Origin of the sequence: Paraburkholderia unamae (genome assembly GCF_003096875.1) — a bacterium.
Classification (GTDB): Bacteria; Pseudomonadota; Gammaproteobacteria; order Burkholderiales; family Burkholderiaceae; genus Paraburkholderia; species Paraburkholderia unamae.
This window is the reverse complement of record NZ_QEOB01000005.1, coordinates 126,616-140,888: the sequence shown is the minus strand read 5'-3', so window position 1 is coordinate 140,888 and position 14,273 is coordinate 126,616. Positions and strand designations below refer to the sequence as shown.

Sequence of the window (14,273 nt, the reverse complement as noted above, 5' to 3'; positions counted from 1 at the left end):
CTTAAGGCGCGACGGGCACGAACGGCCGGTATTCCACCTCGGCCCCGCGCACGACGATCGCCGTCGACTCCGGCACTTCGGCCCAGACCTCGGGCCGGTCGCCCAGCGGCTCGGAGACGAGCAGATACGCGTCGTCGCCCGCCGCCGTGATGCGCGGATCGTCGGGATACAGCTCGCGCAAATGCCGGAACGACGTGGTGTGAAAAAGCGAGCGCGAATTACGCTCGCTCGAATAGCGCGCGGCGACGATCTGCTCGCCGTCGCACGCGCATACCGTCATGTTCAGCGCAGGCTCGATGCCGTGCTTTTTCGCGGTGGCCTCGACGAAACCGGCCATGCGTTCGAGCGCGGTGACGGGCTCGATTTCGAGTCCGAATGTCATCGCCAGATAGAACATGGTTTCCGAGTCGGTCGAACCTTCTAGCGCGTTGAAACGATCCGGATCGATCGCCACGAGCAGGTCGCGCCGGATGAGCGGGTAGCTGCGAATCAGCCCGTTGTGCGCGAAGATCCAGCGCCGGTGGCGAAACGGATGGCAGTTGGTCTCCTGCACCGGCGTATCGGTCGCCGCTCGGATATGCGCAATGAACATGGGCGCGTGCACGGCGCGCGCAAGCTCGCGCAGGTTGCGGTCGTTCCAGGCCGGATGCACGCTGCGGTAGCGATACGGAATGTCGTGCGGGTCCTGGAACCAGCCCATGCCGAAGCCGTCGCCATTGGTGGTGGTGGCACCCTTGGTGGAGTGCAGGCTTTGGTCGATCAACGAATGGCGTGCGTGAAACAGCACGGTTTCGAGTTGCACGGGGTTGCCGGAATAGGCTAGCCAGCGGCACATGATGGTCTCCTTCGAAAGGTTGCTTTCGTATGCCGCCCGCTTGCGTGATTCGCTTGCGTGCTTCGCCTGTTTAGACCGCTTACTTCACGGCGCGCAGGTCGGCGATTGGCGTGAGAAAGCCGGTCAATCCTGTGAGTATGATCTGCACCCCGATGCACAGGAGCAAGAACGACGATACGCGCATGGCCACGCGCGTGCCCTCCACACCGAGGTATTGCGAAAGCCGCGCGGCGCGGCTGTATACGTAATAGATCACCAGCATGACAAGCGTGGAAATCACGATCGATGCGAAGCTCGAAAGCAGCCACGCCGACAGCTTGTGCGTGCGGTTGGCGTTCAGCGCGATAGCCGTGGCGATGGAGCCGGGGCCGGTGGTGAGCGGAATCGTCAGCGGGAAAAAGGCCTTGCCGGAAGCCGAACTCGCGCTCATGGGCTTGATCGGGTGATCGACCGAGGCCGGTTCGGGCTCGGGCGCATTGAGCATTTGCCAGCCGCTCACGGCCACCGCGAGGCCGCCGCCGATGCGCAGCGCTTCCATCGAAATGCCGAAGAAATGCAGGATGGGCGTGCCGACGAAAAACGCCGCGACCAGCACGAAGAACGCGTTGATCGCCACTCGCTTGGCGAGCAGGCGACGTTCTTCGTCGGTGAGGTTCGCGGTGCGGTCGAGAAAGACAAAGGCGACGCCAATGGGGTTGATGATGCTGATCAGTCCGGTGAAACCGAACAGGATGTCTGAAATCAGGCTTTCGATCATGAAGTCGATCCGTTAAAGGCAAGCGGCGTACGGCGCGCCGGGCTGCGAGAAGTGTAGCCGGATCGGCGTTTCGCGTGCCTGATCGATGTCGCCCCGATCCCCGAAAAATGGCGCGTTGCACCAATATTTTCCGTCCCTTCCCGGCAAACCCTTCAGTAATTTTGGCAGCTTTACGGGGCGCGTTCACAAGCATAGAGTGGATTGCCTCGCACCCCGGCGCGACGTTTCTTTTCTTCTCATATGAAAGAGGAGTTGCCATGTCACTGAGGTTGCTCGCTGCCTTGCCCTTTATCGGCATCCTTCTGGGGGTGCCGTTCGTCAATCGCACCGAGCCGCTCGTGCTCGGCATGCCGCTCGTGCTCGCGTGGATCGTCATGTGGGTCGTGCTGACCGCGGCGATCATGGGGATCATCTACCGGCTCGATCCCGTCAACCGGACGGCGGGCGACATGGATGCGGAGGTGCGGCCATGAGCGCCCTCATCATCATCGCGGCGATCACCGTCGTCGCGCTCTACCTCGGCGTGCGCGCCCGTCGCGGGCACGACATGAGTCTCGAGCAGTGGTCGGTGGGCGGGCGCAGCTTCGGTACCGCGTTCGTGTTCCTGCTGATGGCGGGCGAGATCTACACGACCTTCACGTTTCTGGGCGGCAGCGGCTTCGCGTACGGCAAGGGCGCGCCCGTCTATTACATTCTGGCTTACGGCACGCTTGCGTACATCCTCTCGTACTGGATGCTGCCGCCCGTATGGCGCTTCGCGAAGCAGCACCGGCTCGTTTCGCAGCCGCACTTTTTCGCGCGCAAATACCAGAGCCCCGCGCTCGGCGTGCTCGTGGCGTGCGTGGGCGTGCTCGCGCTGGTGCCCTATCTCGTGCTGCAACTCAAGGGGCTCGGCATCATCGTGACGACGGCCTCGTATGGCGCGGTTTCGTCGACGGCGGCCATCTGGATCGGCGCGATCGTGGTCACGGCCTATGTGATCGCTTCAGGCGTGCGCGGCTGCGCATGGAACTCGGTCGTGAAGGACACGATGATTCTCGCCATCGCCGTGTTCCTCGGCATCTATCTGCCGATTCACCACTACGGCAGCATGAGCGAGATGTTCCGCGCCATCGACGCCGCCAAGCCCGGCTTCCTCACCTTCGCGCCGCGCGGCCAGAGCGTGACGTGGTTCCAGTCCACCGTGCTGCTCACGGCGCTCGGTTTCTTCATGTGGCCGCACACGTTCATGTCGGTCTATACCGCGAAGAACGAACGCATTTTCCGCCGCAACGCGATGATCCTGCCGCTTTACCAGCTCATCCTGCTGTTCGTGTTTTTCTGCGGTTTCGCGGCGGTGCTCAAAGTGCCGGGCCTCAAGGGCGCCGACATCGATCTCTCGCTCTTTCGTCTCGCGCTGCAAACGTTCGATCCGTGGTTCGTGGGCGTGATCGGCGCGGCCGGCGTGCTCACCGCGCTCGTGCCGGGCTCGATGATCCTCACCACGGCTTCCACGCTGCTCGCCAACGACGTGTATCGCGGCGGCCTCGTGAAGAACGCCGACGACGCGCGCGTGGCGAAGCTCGCGCGCCTCTTCGTGCCGGTGATCGCACTCGTGGCGGTGGGCTTCACGCTGCGCGGCGGCGAAACGATCGTCGCGCTGCTGCTGATGGGCTACAACTTCGTCACGCAGTTGTTCCCCGCGTTGGTGTGCAGCCTCTCGCCGCGCAATCGCGTGACGAAGCAAGGCGCGTTCTGCGGCATCCTGGCGGGCGTGCTCGTGGTCATCGTCACGACGCTCACGCACCTGAGCGTGGCGCAACTGATTCCGTTCGCGCCGGATGCGATCAAGGACGTCAACATCGGCTTCCTCGCGCTGTTCGTGAACGTGATCGTGCTCGCCGTGGTGAGCATGGTGACGCAACCGCGCACGCATGTGGATCACGAGCATGCGCGGGCGCATTGATTGACATGACGTTTCAGGGAAACAGCCCGATCAGTCGGTACTGATCGGGCTGTTTTTTTATGCGGCCTTGCGCGCATCGGCAATACGCTGCGGCGCCTCGGGCCGCGCATACAGATGCTCCAGATACGCCTGCAAGCGCGGAAAGCCTTCGAGCAACTGCACTTCGTTGGCCCAGTCCATCAGGTACACCGTCACGCAGTCCGCAACCGAGAGCCGGTTGCCGACGATGAACTCGCGCCCTTCGAGATGCTTGTCGAGCACCGCCGCCATGGTCTTGAAGTCCTCGCGCGCCAGCTCGATATCGGCCGGAAGTCGCTTGTCCGGCGGATAAAGAAACGAGTGCCGCGTGATTCTCCAGAGCGGCTGCTCAAGCTCGGTGACGGCGAACAGCGTCCAGCGATAGGCCTGCGCCCGTTCGTCGAGATTCGTGGGCAAGAGTCCCTTCTCCGGATACTTGTCCGCGAGATACAGCACGATCGCCGCCGACTCGGGAATCACACGGTCGCCGTCGATCAGCACGGGCACCTTGCCGGCCGGATTGACGCGCAGGTATTCGGGCCGCCGGTGCTCGCCTTCGAGCAGATTGACCGAGACGAATTCGAAGTCGGCGTCGACTTCCTTCAGGCCCCACAGCGCGCGCTGCGAGCGCGTGCCGGCAAATCCGTAAAGTCTCATGGCAAGCCTCCGTTCAGGCGCCGGGAATCGGTAGAACCGGCATCACTTCGACGGAATCGCCGGGGAAAATCGAGAAATGCGGGTGACCTTCGAACAGCTTCGCGGCCTCTTCATGCGACGCCGCACGCACGACCGTGAAGCCCGATAGCGCGTTGGACGTATCCACGACGCCCTTTTCGCCGATGGATTTCGTCTTGCCGACCGGCCCGCCAAAATCGGCGATCGACGCCTTGTGCTTTTCGACCCACGCATGCCATGCCGCAATGCCCTCTTTTTCCCGCGCGTGCCGCTCTGCTTCGGGAAGCGCCGACCACGCCTTCATGCGTGGGTTGTCCCTGGTGCCGAGAAATATCGCGAGAAACAGCTTCTGATCGCTCATGTGTCCTCCGTCTGCTGATCTGGGTGCCGGCGCGATGGCGGGTGTGAAACCAGGGCAACGTCGGGTCGCCCCTCCGGCCTTGACAGAATAGGTTGATATCAACACAATTGCAACATGGCCAGCGCAAAGAAACTCCCCTTCGAAACCACGCTATTGGTGCGCGATTGCTGCCTGTGCTTGCATATGCAGCGGGCGGCGCGCAACCTTGCGCGCATTTTCGACGAGGTTTTGCGCCCGCTCGACCTCACGAACGGGCAGTTCTCGCTGCTGATGTCGCTGAACCGGCCGCATCCACCGGCCATGAAAGACGTGGCGTCGCTGCTGGCCATGGACCGCACCACGCTCACCGCCGCGCTCAAGCCGCTGGAGCGGCGCGGCCTGGTGGTGATCGAGCAGGACCCGGAGGACAAGCGCAGCCGCCTCCTGAGCCTCACGCCCGAGGGGCATCAACTGCTCAACGAGGCGTTTCCTTTGTGGCAGCAAACGCACGAGGCAATCGAACAACCGTTTGCCGAAGGCGAGGTCGACAAGCTGCGCGCGCACTTGCGCGCGCTTTCCTGAAACCTAGCGCTTCGACGCCCCATACAGTGTCGAATCGGCGAACCCTTCGGCCGCAAGCACGCGCCCGACGAGAATGAGCGCCGTGCGTTCGATATCGGTGGCCTGCACTTTTTGCGCGATGTCCGCGAGCGTGCCGGTCACGCGTTCCTCGTCGGGCCAGCTCGCGCGATAGATCACCGCAACCGGGCAATCTTCGCCATAGTGCGGCAGCAATTCCTCGACAATGCGCGCGATGTGGCGCACGCCAAGGTGAATGGCGAGCGTCGCCTTGTGGCGCGCGAGATCGCCAAGCTGCTCGCCTTCGGGCATCGACGTTTTCGTGGCGTAGCGCGTGAGAATCAGCGTCTGCGAGATGCCGGGCAACGTGAGTTCGCTGCCGAGCGCGGCGGCGCAAGCGGCGGTCGCGGTCACGCCGGGCACGACTTCATAAGGAATGCTGAGCATGCGCAAGCGCCGGATCTGCTCGCCGATCGCGCCATAGAGCGAGGGGTCGCCCGAATGCACGCGTGCGACGTCCAGCCCCTGTGCATGCGCGTCTTCGAGCAAGGCGACGATCTCGTCGAGCGTGAGCGGCGCGGTGTCCACCACCTTGTGCGCGCGGTGGCCTTCGAGCACGGCGGGCGGCACGAGCGACCCCGCATAGAGGATGACCGGGCAACTGCGCACGAGGCGCTGGCCCTTCACGGTGATCAGCTCGGGGTCGCCCGGACCCGCGCCGATGAAGAAAACTGTCATGCGTTGAAACTCCGCTGAGTGTAGTGCGCGAGCGCCTCGAGCGCGGCTTGCGCCGAGGCGAATTCGCGTTGCGCGTCCGGCAATGTCGGCCGCCGCATCATCACCACGGGCAGACCCATTTCGCGCGCGACCGCGAGCTTCGCTTCCGTGGCCGCCCCACCGCTGTTCTTGCTGACCACGACGTCGATGCGCGCCCCGGTGAAAAGCGTGCGCTCGCCTTCGGGCGTAAACGGCCCGCGTGCATCGATCACGCGTGCGCGGGCGTGGCCGGGGTGGGCGTCGAGGCAACGGATCGTCCAGTGCTGCGACTCGGGCACCTCGTCCAGATGCGCGAGCGGCTCGCGACCGAGCGTGAAAAGCGGCCGCGCGAACGGCGCGAGCGCTTCGGTCACGCCCGCCCAGCCGCTCACCATGCGCCAGTTGTCGCCGGCCTGCGGTTGCCAGGGCGCGCGGCGCAACGCCCAGTACGGCACGTTTGCCGCTTCGCAGGCGCGCGACGCGTTGGCGCTGATTTGCGCGGCATACGGATGCGTGGCGTCGAAAACGAGCGCGATGTGCTCGTCCGCGAGAAAGCGCGTGAGCCCTTCCGCGCCGCCGAAACCGCCCACGCGCACCGTGCAGGCGAGGTCGGCGGGCACGCGGCCGAGGCCCGCGAGCGAGTAGACATGCGCAGGGCCGAGCGTGCGCGCGATCGTCAGCGCGTCGCCAGTGCCGCCCAGCAGCAGGATGCGCGCCGTCATGGCTTGACGGCCTCGTAGAGCGTGACGGGCAGCGCCTGGCGCCACGTGTCGAAGCCCCCCAGCGGCTGCGCTTCGCCGATACCGATGCGCGTGAGCGTGCCGCCATGCTGCGCACGCCACGCCACGAGCGCCGCTTCGCTTTGCAGCGTCACCGCGTTCGCGACGAGCCGGCCGCCCGGCGCGAGCGCCGCCCAGCACGCGTCGAGCACGCCCGGCGCGGTCACGCCGCCGCCGATGAACACGGCGTCGGGCGTGGCGAGGCCCGCGAGCGCATCGGGCGCGCGGCCCGCCACGAGTTGCAGGCCCGGCACGCCGAGCGCCGCGCGATTGTGCTCGATGAAACGCTGGCGCTGCGCATGCGCCTCGATCGCGATCGCGCGGCAGGCCGCATGCGAACGCATCCACTCGATGCCGATCGAGCCGCTGCCCGCGCCCACGTCCCACAGCAGCGCGCCGGGCGTAGGTGCGAGGCGCGCGAGCGTGAGCGCGCGCACGTCGCGCTTCGTGAGCTGGCCGTCATGGCGGTAGGCGTCGTCGGGCAGACCTGGCGTGAGCGTCCAGCCGTGCGTGTGCGCCGGGGCTTCGCTCGTACATTCGAACGCGACCAGATTGAGCGCGGCGGCTTCTTCGACGTGCCACGCGTCGGCGCGGCCGTCGATGCGGCGCTCGCACGCGCCGCCCAGATGCTCGAACACGGCGAGGCGCGTCGCGCCAAAGCCCGCCTCGCTCAGCAACGCGGCGAGCGCCGCAGGCGTGCGCCCGTCCGAGCTCAAGGCGAGCACGCGCGAGCGGGTGTACAGATGGCGGCGCAGCGCGTCGAGCGGACGGCCGACGAGCGAGACCGTCGCCGTGTCCTGCAACGCCCAGCCAAGGCGCGCCGCCGCAAGCGAAAGCGACGAAGGCGCGGGCAGCACGCGCATTTCACCGGGCGTCACGTGGCGCGCGAGCGTCGCGCCCACGCCGAACAGCATGGGGTCGCCGCTCGCGAGCACGCACACGGGCAGATTCGATTCGCGATGCGCGAGCAGCGCCTCGACGCTGAACGGCTGCGGCCACGGTTCGCGCCGCGCGCGCACGCGCGACGGCAGCATCGCGAGATGACGCGCGCCGCCCGTCACCACGGCCGCGTCGAAAAGCGCGCGCCGGGCGTCGCGCACGAGCCCCGCGTAACCCTCGTCGCCGATTCCCACCACCGTCAGCCATGCCTGCCTGCCCTGCATTCGTTCTCCGTCGTTGCTCATCGCTCTGCGACATCTCGCGCGCACGCCCCTTTGCCGGGCGGAGCGCGCCTGAAAACGGGCATAATACCGTGTCCGCCGGCGCCGTTAAGGCAACTTTGCGTGAGACCGGAGCCAAGCGCCGAAGCGCTGACTCCGGGCCGCAAAAAAAGGGAACACAGCACGCTGTGGCCGCCCCCGCGACTGTAAGCAGCGAGACCGCATCCACCCGCGCCACTGGTTTTACCGGGAAGGCCGATGCGGCCCACGACCTGCGAGCCAGGAGACCTGCCGGCCGAACTGTTCGCACGAACCCATATCGGGCGGGGTGTACCGATATAGCGGCCGTTTTCCCGCTTGCCACGCGGGTTGCGCGCCGCACGTGCCATGCTTACCCGATATTCCCTTGACACACGAATCAACGCCCGACTCGCCCCTTGCCATGCTGGCCGCGCTCCGCCCATCGGCGTGCCCGGGGCTCGTGCGCGTGGTCGCGGCGCGTGACGGCGGTCTGTGCCGCATCCGTCTGGCCGGCGGCGTGCTGCACGCTGCCCAGGCGCGCGCGCTGGCCGACGCCGCGCTGGCGCACGCGAGCGGCGTGCTCGAACTGACGAACCGCGCCAACATGCAGATTCGCGGCGTGCGCGCGGGCGAAGAAGCGGCGTTGAGCGCCGCGCTGATCGGCGCGGGTCTGGGCCCGGCCGGCGTGGACGCGACGAGCGCGATCGAACGCGCCTGTGCCGCCGACGAATTGCGCAACGTGATGCTGAGCCCGTTGGCGGGCCTCGACCCCGCCGCCTGCGACACGACAACGCTCGCCGCCGCGCTCATCGACATGATGCAACGCGAGGCGCGTTTTGCTGCGCTTTCGCCGAAGTTCGCGCTGCTGATCGACGGCGGCGAGCGCATGGCGATGCGGGAGCATCCGCACGACATCTGGCTCGCCGCGCAACGGCATGGCGCGACGCTGCGATTCGCGGCGGGCCTGGCCGGCTGCCCCACCGAAGCGCCGATTGGCGTGCTCGCCGCCGACGATGTGTGCGGCTCGATACGCGCGTTGCTGCATGCGTTCCTCGATCTCGCCGGCGCGGACATCACGCGCATGCGCGGCGTGCTGGTCGCGCACGGACTCGAAGCGCTGCTGCACCGCGCACAGCAGCACGGCAAATTCTCGCTGATGCGCGACGACGCCGCGCTGCGAACCTGGCGGCGCGACGCGAGCGACGCCGACCTACGCCTCGGCGCGCACGCGCTGCACGCCGACGGCAGCGGCTACGTGGGTGCGCAGCCCGCGCTCGGCCGCCTCGACGCCGCGACCCTGCACGCGCTCGCCGCCCTCGCTGAAGCAGCGGGCGACGCGACGCTGCGCATCACGCCGTGGCAAAGCCTGCTGCTGCCCAACGTGGCGGCGCGCGCAATGCCCGCCGTGCTCGAACACCTGCGCGTGCTCGGCCTCATTGGCACGCGCGCCGCGCCGCTGGCGCGCCTCATCGCGTGCACGGGCTCGACGGGCTGCGCGAAAAGCCGCGCGGACACGAAGGCCGACGCGCAGCGTCTCGCGGCCCTCCTGCCCGCCGACGCCGAAGCCCACCTGAGCGGTTGCGAGCGCTCCTGCGCGGCCGCGCATCGCGCGCCGTTCACGCTGCTCGCGCAGGCGCCCGAGCACTACGACCTCTACCGGCGCGACGACGCTGCACCCGGCTTCGGCCAACTCGTCGCGCCCAACCTGACCATCGAAGCCGCCGCGCAGGCCATTGCGCGGCGGCCCCGGAGCACCCCCGATGTCTGATTACATCCGCGACGGCCAGGCGATCTATCGCGAGTCGTTCGCGACGATACGCGCCGAAGCCGACCTCTCGCACATTCCCGCCGACCTCGAAAAACTCGCCGTGCGCGTGATCCACGCGTGCGGCATGGTGGACGTCGCCGCCGATCTCGCGTTTTCCGCCGGAGCGGGCGCGGCGGGCCGCCAAGCCCTCGCGCAAGGCGCGCCGATTCTCTGCGACGCGAAAATGGTCGCCTTCGGTGTCACGCGCGCGCGTTTGCCCGCGAACAACGCGGTGATCTGCACGCTCGACGACCCTGCCGTGCCCGAACTCGCGCGCGAGATCGGCAACACGCGCTCGGCCGCCGCGCTCGAACTATGGCGGCCGCATCTCGCGGGCAGCGTGGTTGCGATCGGCAACGCGCCCACCGCGCTCTTTTATCTGCTCGACATGATCGCGGCCGGCGCGCCGCGCCCCGCGCTCATTCTCGGCTTTCCCGTGGGCTTCGTGGGCGCGGCCGAGTCCAAGGCACAGCTTGCGGCCGAGCGCCACGGCGTGCCGTTCGTGGTCGTGCACGGCCGCCGCGGCGGCAGCGCGATGGCCGCCGCCGCCGTCAACGCACTCGCTTCGGAGACCGAATAAATGACCCGTAAAGGACGTCTGCATGGCATCGGCGTCGGCCCCGGCGACCCCGAGCTGCTCACGCTCAAGGCGCTGCGCCTGCTAAAGGCCGCGCCCGTGGTCGCATATTTCGTGGCCAAAGGCAAGAAGGGCAACGCGTTCGGCATCGTCGAAGATCATCTCGACATGGAGCAGGAACGCCTGCCGCTCGTCTACCCGGTGACGACCGAAGCACTCGAACCGCCGCTTTCCTATGAAGCGATCATCGCCGAGTTCTATGACGGCGCGGCCGAAGTCCTCGCGCGCCATCTCGACGCGGGCCGCGACGTCGCCGTGATCTGCGAAGGCGATCCGTTCTTCTACGGCTCGTACATGTACCTGCACGACCGGCTCGCCGCGCGCTACGAGGCCGAAGTCGTGCCTGGCGTGTGCTCGATGCTGGGCGGCGCGGCGGTGCTGGGCGTGCCGCTTGTGTACCGCAACCAGAGCCTTTCGGTACTCTCGGGCGTGCTGCCCGAAGACGAACTGCGCCGCCGCCTCGTTGAAGCGGACGCCGCCGTCATCATGAAGCTGGGCCGCAACTTCGACAAGGTGCGCCGCGTGCTGGGCGAACTCGGTCTCGCGCATCGCGCGCTTTATGTTGAGCGCGCAACGATGGCGAACCAGCGCATCGTGCCGCTCGACGAAGTCGATCCGATGGCGTCGCCCTACTTCTCGCTGCTCGTCGTGCCGGGGGCGAAATGGCAGTCGTGATGCCGCCCGCCATCGTGATTCTCGGGCCCGGCGCGCTCGCCACGGCGCGGCGCGTGCAAACGCTTTACGCGGACTCGCAGGTGCACGCGCTGCAAGGCCGCGTGGATGGCGACGTTGCATTCAGCGAACTCGGCGCGCATCTGCGTGAATGCTACATGCGCGGCATGCCCATCGTCGCGCTGTGCGCAGCGGGCATCGTGATCCGCTGCCTCGCGCCGCTGCTCGCGAACAAGGGCGCCGAGCCGCCCGTGCTCGCGCTCGCCGAAGACGGCAGCGCCGTCGTGCCGCTGCTCGGCGGCCTCACGGGCGTCAATGTCATGGCGCGCGAGATCGGTGCGGCGCTCGCGGTCGCACCGGCCATCACGACGAGCGGCGAGCTGCGCTTCGGCGCCTGCCTGCTCAATCCGCCCGAAGGTTACGCGCTCGCAAGCCTCGCACAAGGCAAGCGCTTCGTCTCCGACCTGCTTGCGGGCGCGACGACGCGCATCGACGGCGACGCGCCGTGGCTCGAAACCGTCGACCTGCCGCGCGACGCGGCCGCGCGCCACGCGATCCGTGTGAGCGCGCAAACCTGGAGCGGCAACCCCGACGACCTCGTGATTCACCCGCGCAGCATCGTGGCCGCCGTGAGCGCGCCTCGCGAAGCGCTTGCCGAACGCGTGCGGCGTGCGCTCGATGCGCAGGGGCTCGCGCCGCTCGCGCTCGCGGCGCTGGTTGCACCGGCGGCGCTCACGGGCGATTCATCGCTCGAGCAGGCGGCAAACGAGCTGGGTGTGCCGCTGCGCTTTGCCGATACCGCAGGGCATACCGCGCTGGATGCGCTGGATGCGCTGGATGCGCTCGATTCAGGAGCGCAGGTCGAGCGCTACGCGCCAAACGAAGACGGCATCGCCCTTGCCCGCGCGGCCGCGCCGCTCGACCCGCTGACGCTTGGCCGCGCGCGCGGCAAGCTCACGGTGCTGGGGCTCGGCCCCGGCCGCGCCGACCTGCTCGCGCCCGCCGCGCGCGCGGCGCTCGACGACGCCACCGATATCGTTGGCTACGCCACCTATGTGGAGATGGCCGGCCCGTTTCGCGCGGACCAGCAGCGCCACGCCACCGACAACCGCGAAGAATTGCAACGCGCGCGCCACGCCTTCGAGATGGCAAGCGAGGGGCGGCGCGTGGCGGTCGTCTCCTCGGGCGACCCCGGCGTGTTCGCCATGGCCGCCGCTGTTCTGGAAGCGCTGGAAGGATCGGACGACGCGCGCTGGCATGCCGTGGAACTCGCGATCGTGCCCGGCGTTTCCGCGGCGCTCGCCACGGCGGCCCGGGCGGGCGCGCCGCTCGGCCACGACTTCTGCATGCTGTCGCTTTCCGACAATCTGAAGCCGTGGTCGGTGATCGAAAAGCGCCTGCTGCACGCTGCGCAGGCCGATCTCGTGATGGCGTTCTACAACCCGATATCGCGCGCGCGGCCCTGGCAACTGGACCGCGCGCTGGAAATCGTGCGCGGCGTGCGCGCGCCGCAAACGCGCGTCGTGCTGGGCCGCGACGTGGGCCGCCCCGGCGAAACGCTGCGCGCCACGACGCTCGGCGCGCTGCGTCCGGCGGACGTGGACATGCGCACGATGGTGATCGTCGGATCGTCGGCCACGCGCGGGTTTGCTCGCGGTGACGGGGGCGAGTGGATTTATACGCCGCGGTGGTATCGGGAGGATGACTGAATAAGCGCGCCTTAGGCCTTACGCCTTCGGCAACGTGGGCAGCGAATCCCGCGGGTCGGGCGGCGCGCCTTCGAACTCACGCGCCTTCACCTTGTTGCGCCCGCCCTCCTTCGCCGCGTAAAGCTCGGCGTCGGCGGCGCGCAGCAGCGCCTGCGCGCCCTCGCTCTCGCGCGGCACGCAGGTCGCGCTGCCGATGCTCACGGTGACCGCGCCATATTCGCTGTGCTCGTGCACGATCCCGAGCGACGCCACCTCGCGCCGCACCGCTTCCGCAATGATCACGGCGCCGTCGAAATTCGTCGCCGGCAGGACGACCGCGAACTCTTCGCCGCCGTAGCGCGCCACCATGTCGGTCGCGCGGCGGCTCGCCGCCCGAATCGCACTGGCCACGGCGGCGAGCACCTTGTCGCCCTCCGAATGGCCGTAAAAGTCGTTGAACAGCTTGAAGCGGTCGATGTCGACGAACAGCACGGAAAGCGGCTCGCCCTGGCGTCGCGCGCGCTGCCACTCGGACTCCATCCGCTGATCGAGCGCCCGCCGGTTGAAGAGTCCCGTGAGCCCGTCAGTCACGGAAAGGCGCTCGAATTCCTTCTGCGTTTCGAGACGCCCCCGCATCGAGAGCGCGAGCATCCATGAAGACGCGGCGATGAGCAGACCGAAAACCATCGCCATCGGCGCGTAGATCCACAGGCGGTGGCGCCACGCGGCCAGCGCGCCGTCGAGCGATGGCGCGACGACCGCGATGAGCGACGTGTGCGGCACGCGCTTGAACGTATGGATGCGCGCAATGCCGTCTTCGGGGTCCACGCCGATGAACGAGCCCGAGCCCGTCTTCAGCATCGGCTGGATGTCGCGCCGCGCGCCGACCTGCGCGCCCACCTCGTATTCGGAGTACGGGCGGCGCGCAAGCATCGTCCCGTCGCTCAGCATGATGAACATCGTGCCTTGCGGGTCGACTTCGACGCGATCGAACAACTGCTGGAAATAGGCGAGCCGCAGCGTGAGCAGCACGACGCCGTCGAACGAGCCGTCGTAGTTGCTCACGCGCCGCGACAAGGCAATCGAATAATGGCCGTCGCGCGCGCGCGAGCGGATCGGGTCGGAGACGTACATGCCGACCGAGCGGTCGCGTTGCGCCATGAAGTAATCGCGATCCGCGACGTTGAGGCCGGGGTAGGTTTCACCGTCGCGCGACTCGACGATATGGCCGGTTGCGTCCGCGTAGAACGCGTCGTCGAGGTAGGCGCCCGTCGCCACGCGGCTGAACAGCAGCTTGCGGCGGATATCGGGCGGCAGGTCCACGGTGCGCGGGTCGCGAATGCTCTCGACGGCGTCGACCAGCAGGAGGTCGTAGATGCCGAAATTGGCCTCCAGGTCGTTCGACATCAGCGCGACGAGCGCGGCCGATTGCTGCTGTGTGCTCTCGATCGCCTGCCGGCGTTGCTGCATGAGCCCAAGCAGCACAATGGCGACGATGGCCGCGCCCACGAGCGTGCCCATTGTGCCGACGATGAACGGATGGATGCCCACCCACTGCATCAGAGCCTCGTATCCTCGGCGCACCACGCCTGCGAATCGCAAAC

The 14,273-nt window shown here is 67.7% G+C and carries 15 protein-coding genes and 1 riboswitch; of the genes, 7 read left to right on the top strand and 8 right to left on the bottom strand.

The window, feature by feature from the left end:
* Position 1 precedes the first annotated feature (1 nt).
* Entirely contained in the window at positions 2-835 is an 834-nt protein-coding gene (locus C7402_RS12335) for a class II glutamine amidotransferase (protein ID WP_112172999.1), read from the bottom strand.
* A gap of 79 nt (positions 836-914) precedes the next feature.
* Positions 915-1,592 carry a MarC family protein gene (locus C7402_RS12330; RefSeq protein WP_112172998.1) on the bottom strand — a complete coding sequence of 226 codons (678 nt, stop codon included), beginning with the start codon at positions 1,590-1,592 and terminating at the stop codon, positions 915-917.
* A gap of 257 nt (positions 1,593-1,849) precedes the next feature.
* On the opposite strand from C7402_RS12330, the gene C7402_RS12325 reads away from it, so the two are divergent.
* Together C7402_RS12325 and C7402_RS12320 are read left to right on the top strand one after the other, a co-directional pair.
* A complete protein-coding gene (locus C7402_RS12325; protein ID WP_116610857.1) occupies positions 1,850-2,065 on the top strand; it encodes a DUF3311 domain-containing protein in 216 nt (71 codons plus the stop codon).
* Positions 2,062-3,537, top strand: coding sequence for a sodium:solute symporter family protein (locus tag C7402_RS12320; protein WP_116610856.1), 1,476 nt, complete (start codon positions 2,062-2,064; stop codon positions 3,535-3,537). Before C7402_RS12325 ends, C7402_RS12320 begins: the two co-directional genes overlap by 4 nt.
* Positions 3,538-3,594: 57 nt before the next feature.
* On the opposite strand, the gene C7402_RS12315 is transcribed toward C7402_RS12320, so the two are convergent.
* On the bottom strand, positions 3,595-4,212 hold the full coding sequence (locus tag C7402_RS12315) for a glutathione S-transferase family protein (protein ID WP_112172995.1): 618 nt from the start codon (positions 4,210-4,212) through the stop codon (positions 3,595-3,597).
* 13 nt (positions 4,213-4,225) lie between these two features.
* Entirely contained in the window at positions 4,226-4,591 is a 366-nt protein-coding gene (locus C7402_RS12310; protein WP_116610855.1) for a YciI family protein, read from the bottom strand.
* Positions 4,592-4,705: 114 nt separating this feature from the next.
* Here C7402_RS12310 and C7402_RS12305 point away from each other — a divergent pair, with 114 nt between their 5' ends.
* Complete coding sequence (locus C7402_RS12305) at positions 4,706-5,152, top strand: MarR family winged helix-turn-helix transcriptional regulator (RefSeq protein ID WP_112172993.1); 447 nt, start codon at positions 4,706-4,708, stop codon at positions 5,150-5,152.
* A 3-nt stretch (positions 5,153-5,155) separates the two neighbouring features.
* On the opposite strand, the gene cobM is transcribed toward C7402_RS12305, so the two are convergent.
* The 3 genes from cobM to cbiE are packed head-to-tail and all read right to left on the bottom strand — an operon-like array spanning position 5,156 to position 7,847.
* Positions 5,156-5,887, bottom strand: coding sequence for a precorrin-4 C(11)-methyltransferase (gene cobM, locus C7402_RS12300; protein ID WP_116610854.1), 732 nt, complete (start codon positions 5,885-5,887; stop codon positions 5,156-5,158).
* A complete protein-coding gene (locus tag C7402_RS12295; RefSeq protein ID WP_116610853.1) occupies positions 5,884-6,627 on the bottom strand; it encodes a cobalt-precorrin-6A reductase in 744 nt (247 codons plus the stop codon). The genes cobM and C7402_RS12295 overlap by 4 nt, the downstream gene beginning before the upstream one ends.
* Positions 6,624-7,847 (bottom strand): precorrin-6y C5,15-methyltransferase (decarboxylating) subunit CbiE, encoded by a 1,224-nt coding sequence (gene cbiE / locus C7402_RS12290; RefSeq protein WP_244314826.1) that lies wholly within the window; start codon positions 7,845-7,847, stop codon positions 6,624-6,626. The genes C7402_RS12295 and cbiE overlap by 4 nt, the downstream gene beginning before the upstream one ends.
* A 110-nt stretch (positions 7,848-7,957) precedes the next feature.
* Positions 7,958-8,154: riboswitch (cobalamin riboswitch) on the top strand.
* Between the two features lie 132 nt (positions 8,155-8,286).
* Here cbiE and cobG point away from each other — a divergent pair.
* From cobG to cobJ, 4 genes are read left to right on the top strand one after another with little or no spacing between them, the layout of a single operon-like run.
* Complete coding sequence (gene cobG, locus C7402_RS12285; RefSeq protein WP_116610851.1) at positions 8,287-9,633, top strand: precorrin-3B synthase; 1,347 nt, start codon at positions 8,287-8,289, stop codon at positions 9,631-9,633.
* Entirely contained in the window at positions 9,626-10,252 is a 627-nt protein-coding gene (locus C7402_RS12280) for a precorrin-8X methylmutase (RefSeq protein WP_116610850.1), read from the top strand. The genes cobG and C7402_RS12280 overlap by 8 nt, the downstream gene beginning before the upstream one ends.
* The gene (locus tag C7402_RS12275; RefSeq protein WP_116610849.1) at positions 10,253-10,984 is read left to right on the top strand and encodes a precorrin-2 C(20)-methyltransferase; all 732 of its coding nucleotides are present in this window, start codon (positions 10,253-10,255) and stop codon (positions 10,982-10,984) included.
* On the top strand, positions 10,972-12,690 hold the full coding sequence (gene cobJ, locus C7402_RS12270) for a precorrin-3B C(17)-methyltransferase (protein ID WP_208948934.1): 1,719 nt from the start codon (positions 10,972-10,974) through the stop codon (positions 12,688-12,690). The genes C7402_RS12275 and cobJ overlap by 13 nt, the downstream gene beginning before the upstream one ends.
* Positions 12,691-12,708: 18 nt before the next feature.
* On the opposite strand, the gene C7402_RS12265 is transcribed toward cobJ, so the two are convergent.
* Complete coding sequence (locus C7402_RS12265; protein WP_208948933.1) at positions 12,709-14,229, bottom strand: sensor domain-containing diguanylate cyclase; 1,521 nt, start codon at positions 14,227-14,229, stop codon at positions 12,709-12,711.
* Positions 14,230-14,273 lie beyond the last annotated feature (44 nt).

What these genes read in the sequence shown, in the direction of transcription:
- C7402_RS12320 (WP_116610856.1), top strand. Translation starts at nt 2,062, where the DNA reads ATGAGCGCCCTCATCATCATCGCGGCGATCACCGTCGTCGCGCTCTAC.
- C7402_RS12335 (WP_112172999.1), bottom strand. Translation starts at nt 835, where the DNA reads ATGTGCCGCTGGCTAGCCTATTCCGGCAACCCCGTGCAACTCGAAACC.
- C7402_RS12330 (WP_112172998.1), bottom strand. Translation starts at nt 1,592, where the DNA reads ATGATCGAAAGCCTGATTTCAGACATCCTGTTCGGTTTCACCGGACTG.
- cobJ (WP_208948934.1), top strand. Translation starts at nt 10,972, where the DNA reads ATGGCAGTCGTGATGCCGCCCGCCATCGTGATTCTCGGGCCCGGCGCG.
- C7402_RS12280 (WP_116610850.1), top strand. Translation starts at nt 9,626, where the DNA reads ATGTCTGATTACATCCGCGACGGCCAGGCGATCTATCGCGAGTCGTTC.
- C7402_RS12325 (WP_116610857.1), top strand. Translation starts at nt 1,850, where the DNA reads ATGTCACTGAGGTTGCTCGCTGCCTTGCCCTTTATCGGCATCCTTCTG.
- cobG (WP_116610851.1), top strand. Translation starts at nt 8,287, where the DNA reads ATGCTGGCCGCGCTCCGCCCATCGGCGTGCCCGGGGCTCGTGCGCGTG.
- C7402_RS12265 (WP_208948933.1), bottom strand. Translation starts at nt 14,229, where the DNA reads ATGCAGTGGGTGGGCATCCATCCGTTCATCGTCGGCACAATGGGCACG.
- C7402_RS12315 (WP_112172995.1), bottom strand. Translation starts at nt 4,212, where the DNA reads ATGAGACTTTACGGATTTGCCGGCACGCGCTCGCAGCGCGCGCTGTGG.
- cobM (WP_116610854.1), bottom strand. Translation starts at nt 5,887, where the DNA reads ATGACAGTTTTCTTCATCGGCGCGGGTCCGGGCGACCCCGAGCTGATC.
- C7402_RS12310 (WP_116610855.1), bottom strand. Translation starts at nt 4,591, where the DNA reads ATGAGCGATCAGAAGCTGTTTCTCGCGATATTTCTCGGCACCAGGGAC.
- cbiE (WP_244314826.1), bottom strand. Translation starts at nt 7,847, where the DNA reads ATGCAGGGCAGGCAGGCATGGCTGACGGTGGTGGGAATCGGCGACGAG.
- C7402_RS12295 (WP_116610853.1), bottom strand. Translation starts at nt 6,627, where the DNA reads ATGACGGCGCGCATCCTGCTGCTGGGCGGCACTGGCGACGCGCTGACG.
- C7402_RS12305 (WP_112172993.1), top strand. Translation starts at nt 4,706, where the DNA reads ATGGCCAGCGCAAAGAAACTCCCCTTCGAAACCACGCTATTGGTGCGC.
- C7402_RS12275 (WP_116610849.1), top strand. Translation starts at nt 10,253, where the DNA reads ATGACCCGTAAAGGACGTCTGCATGGCATCGGCGTCGGCCCCGGCGAC.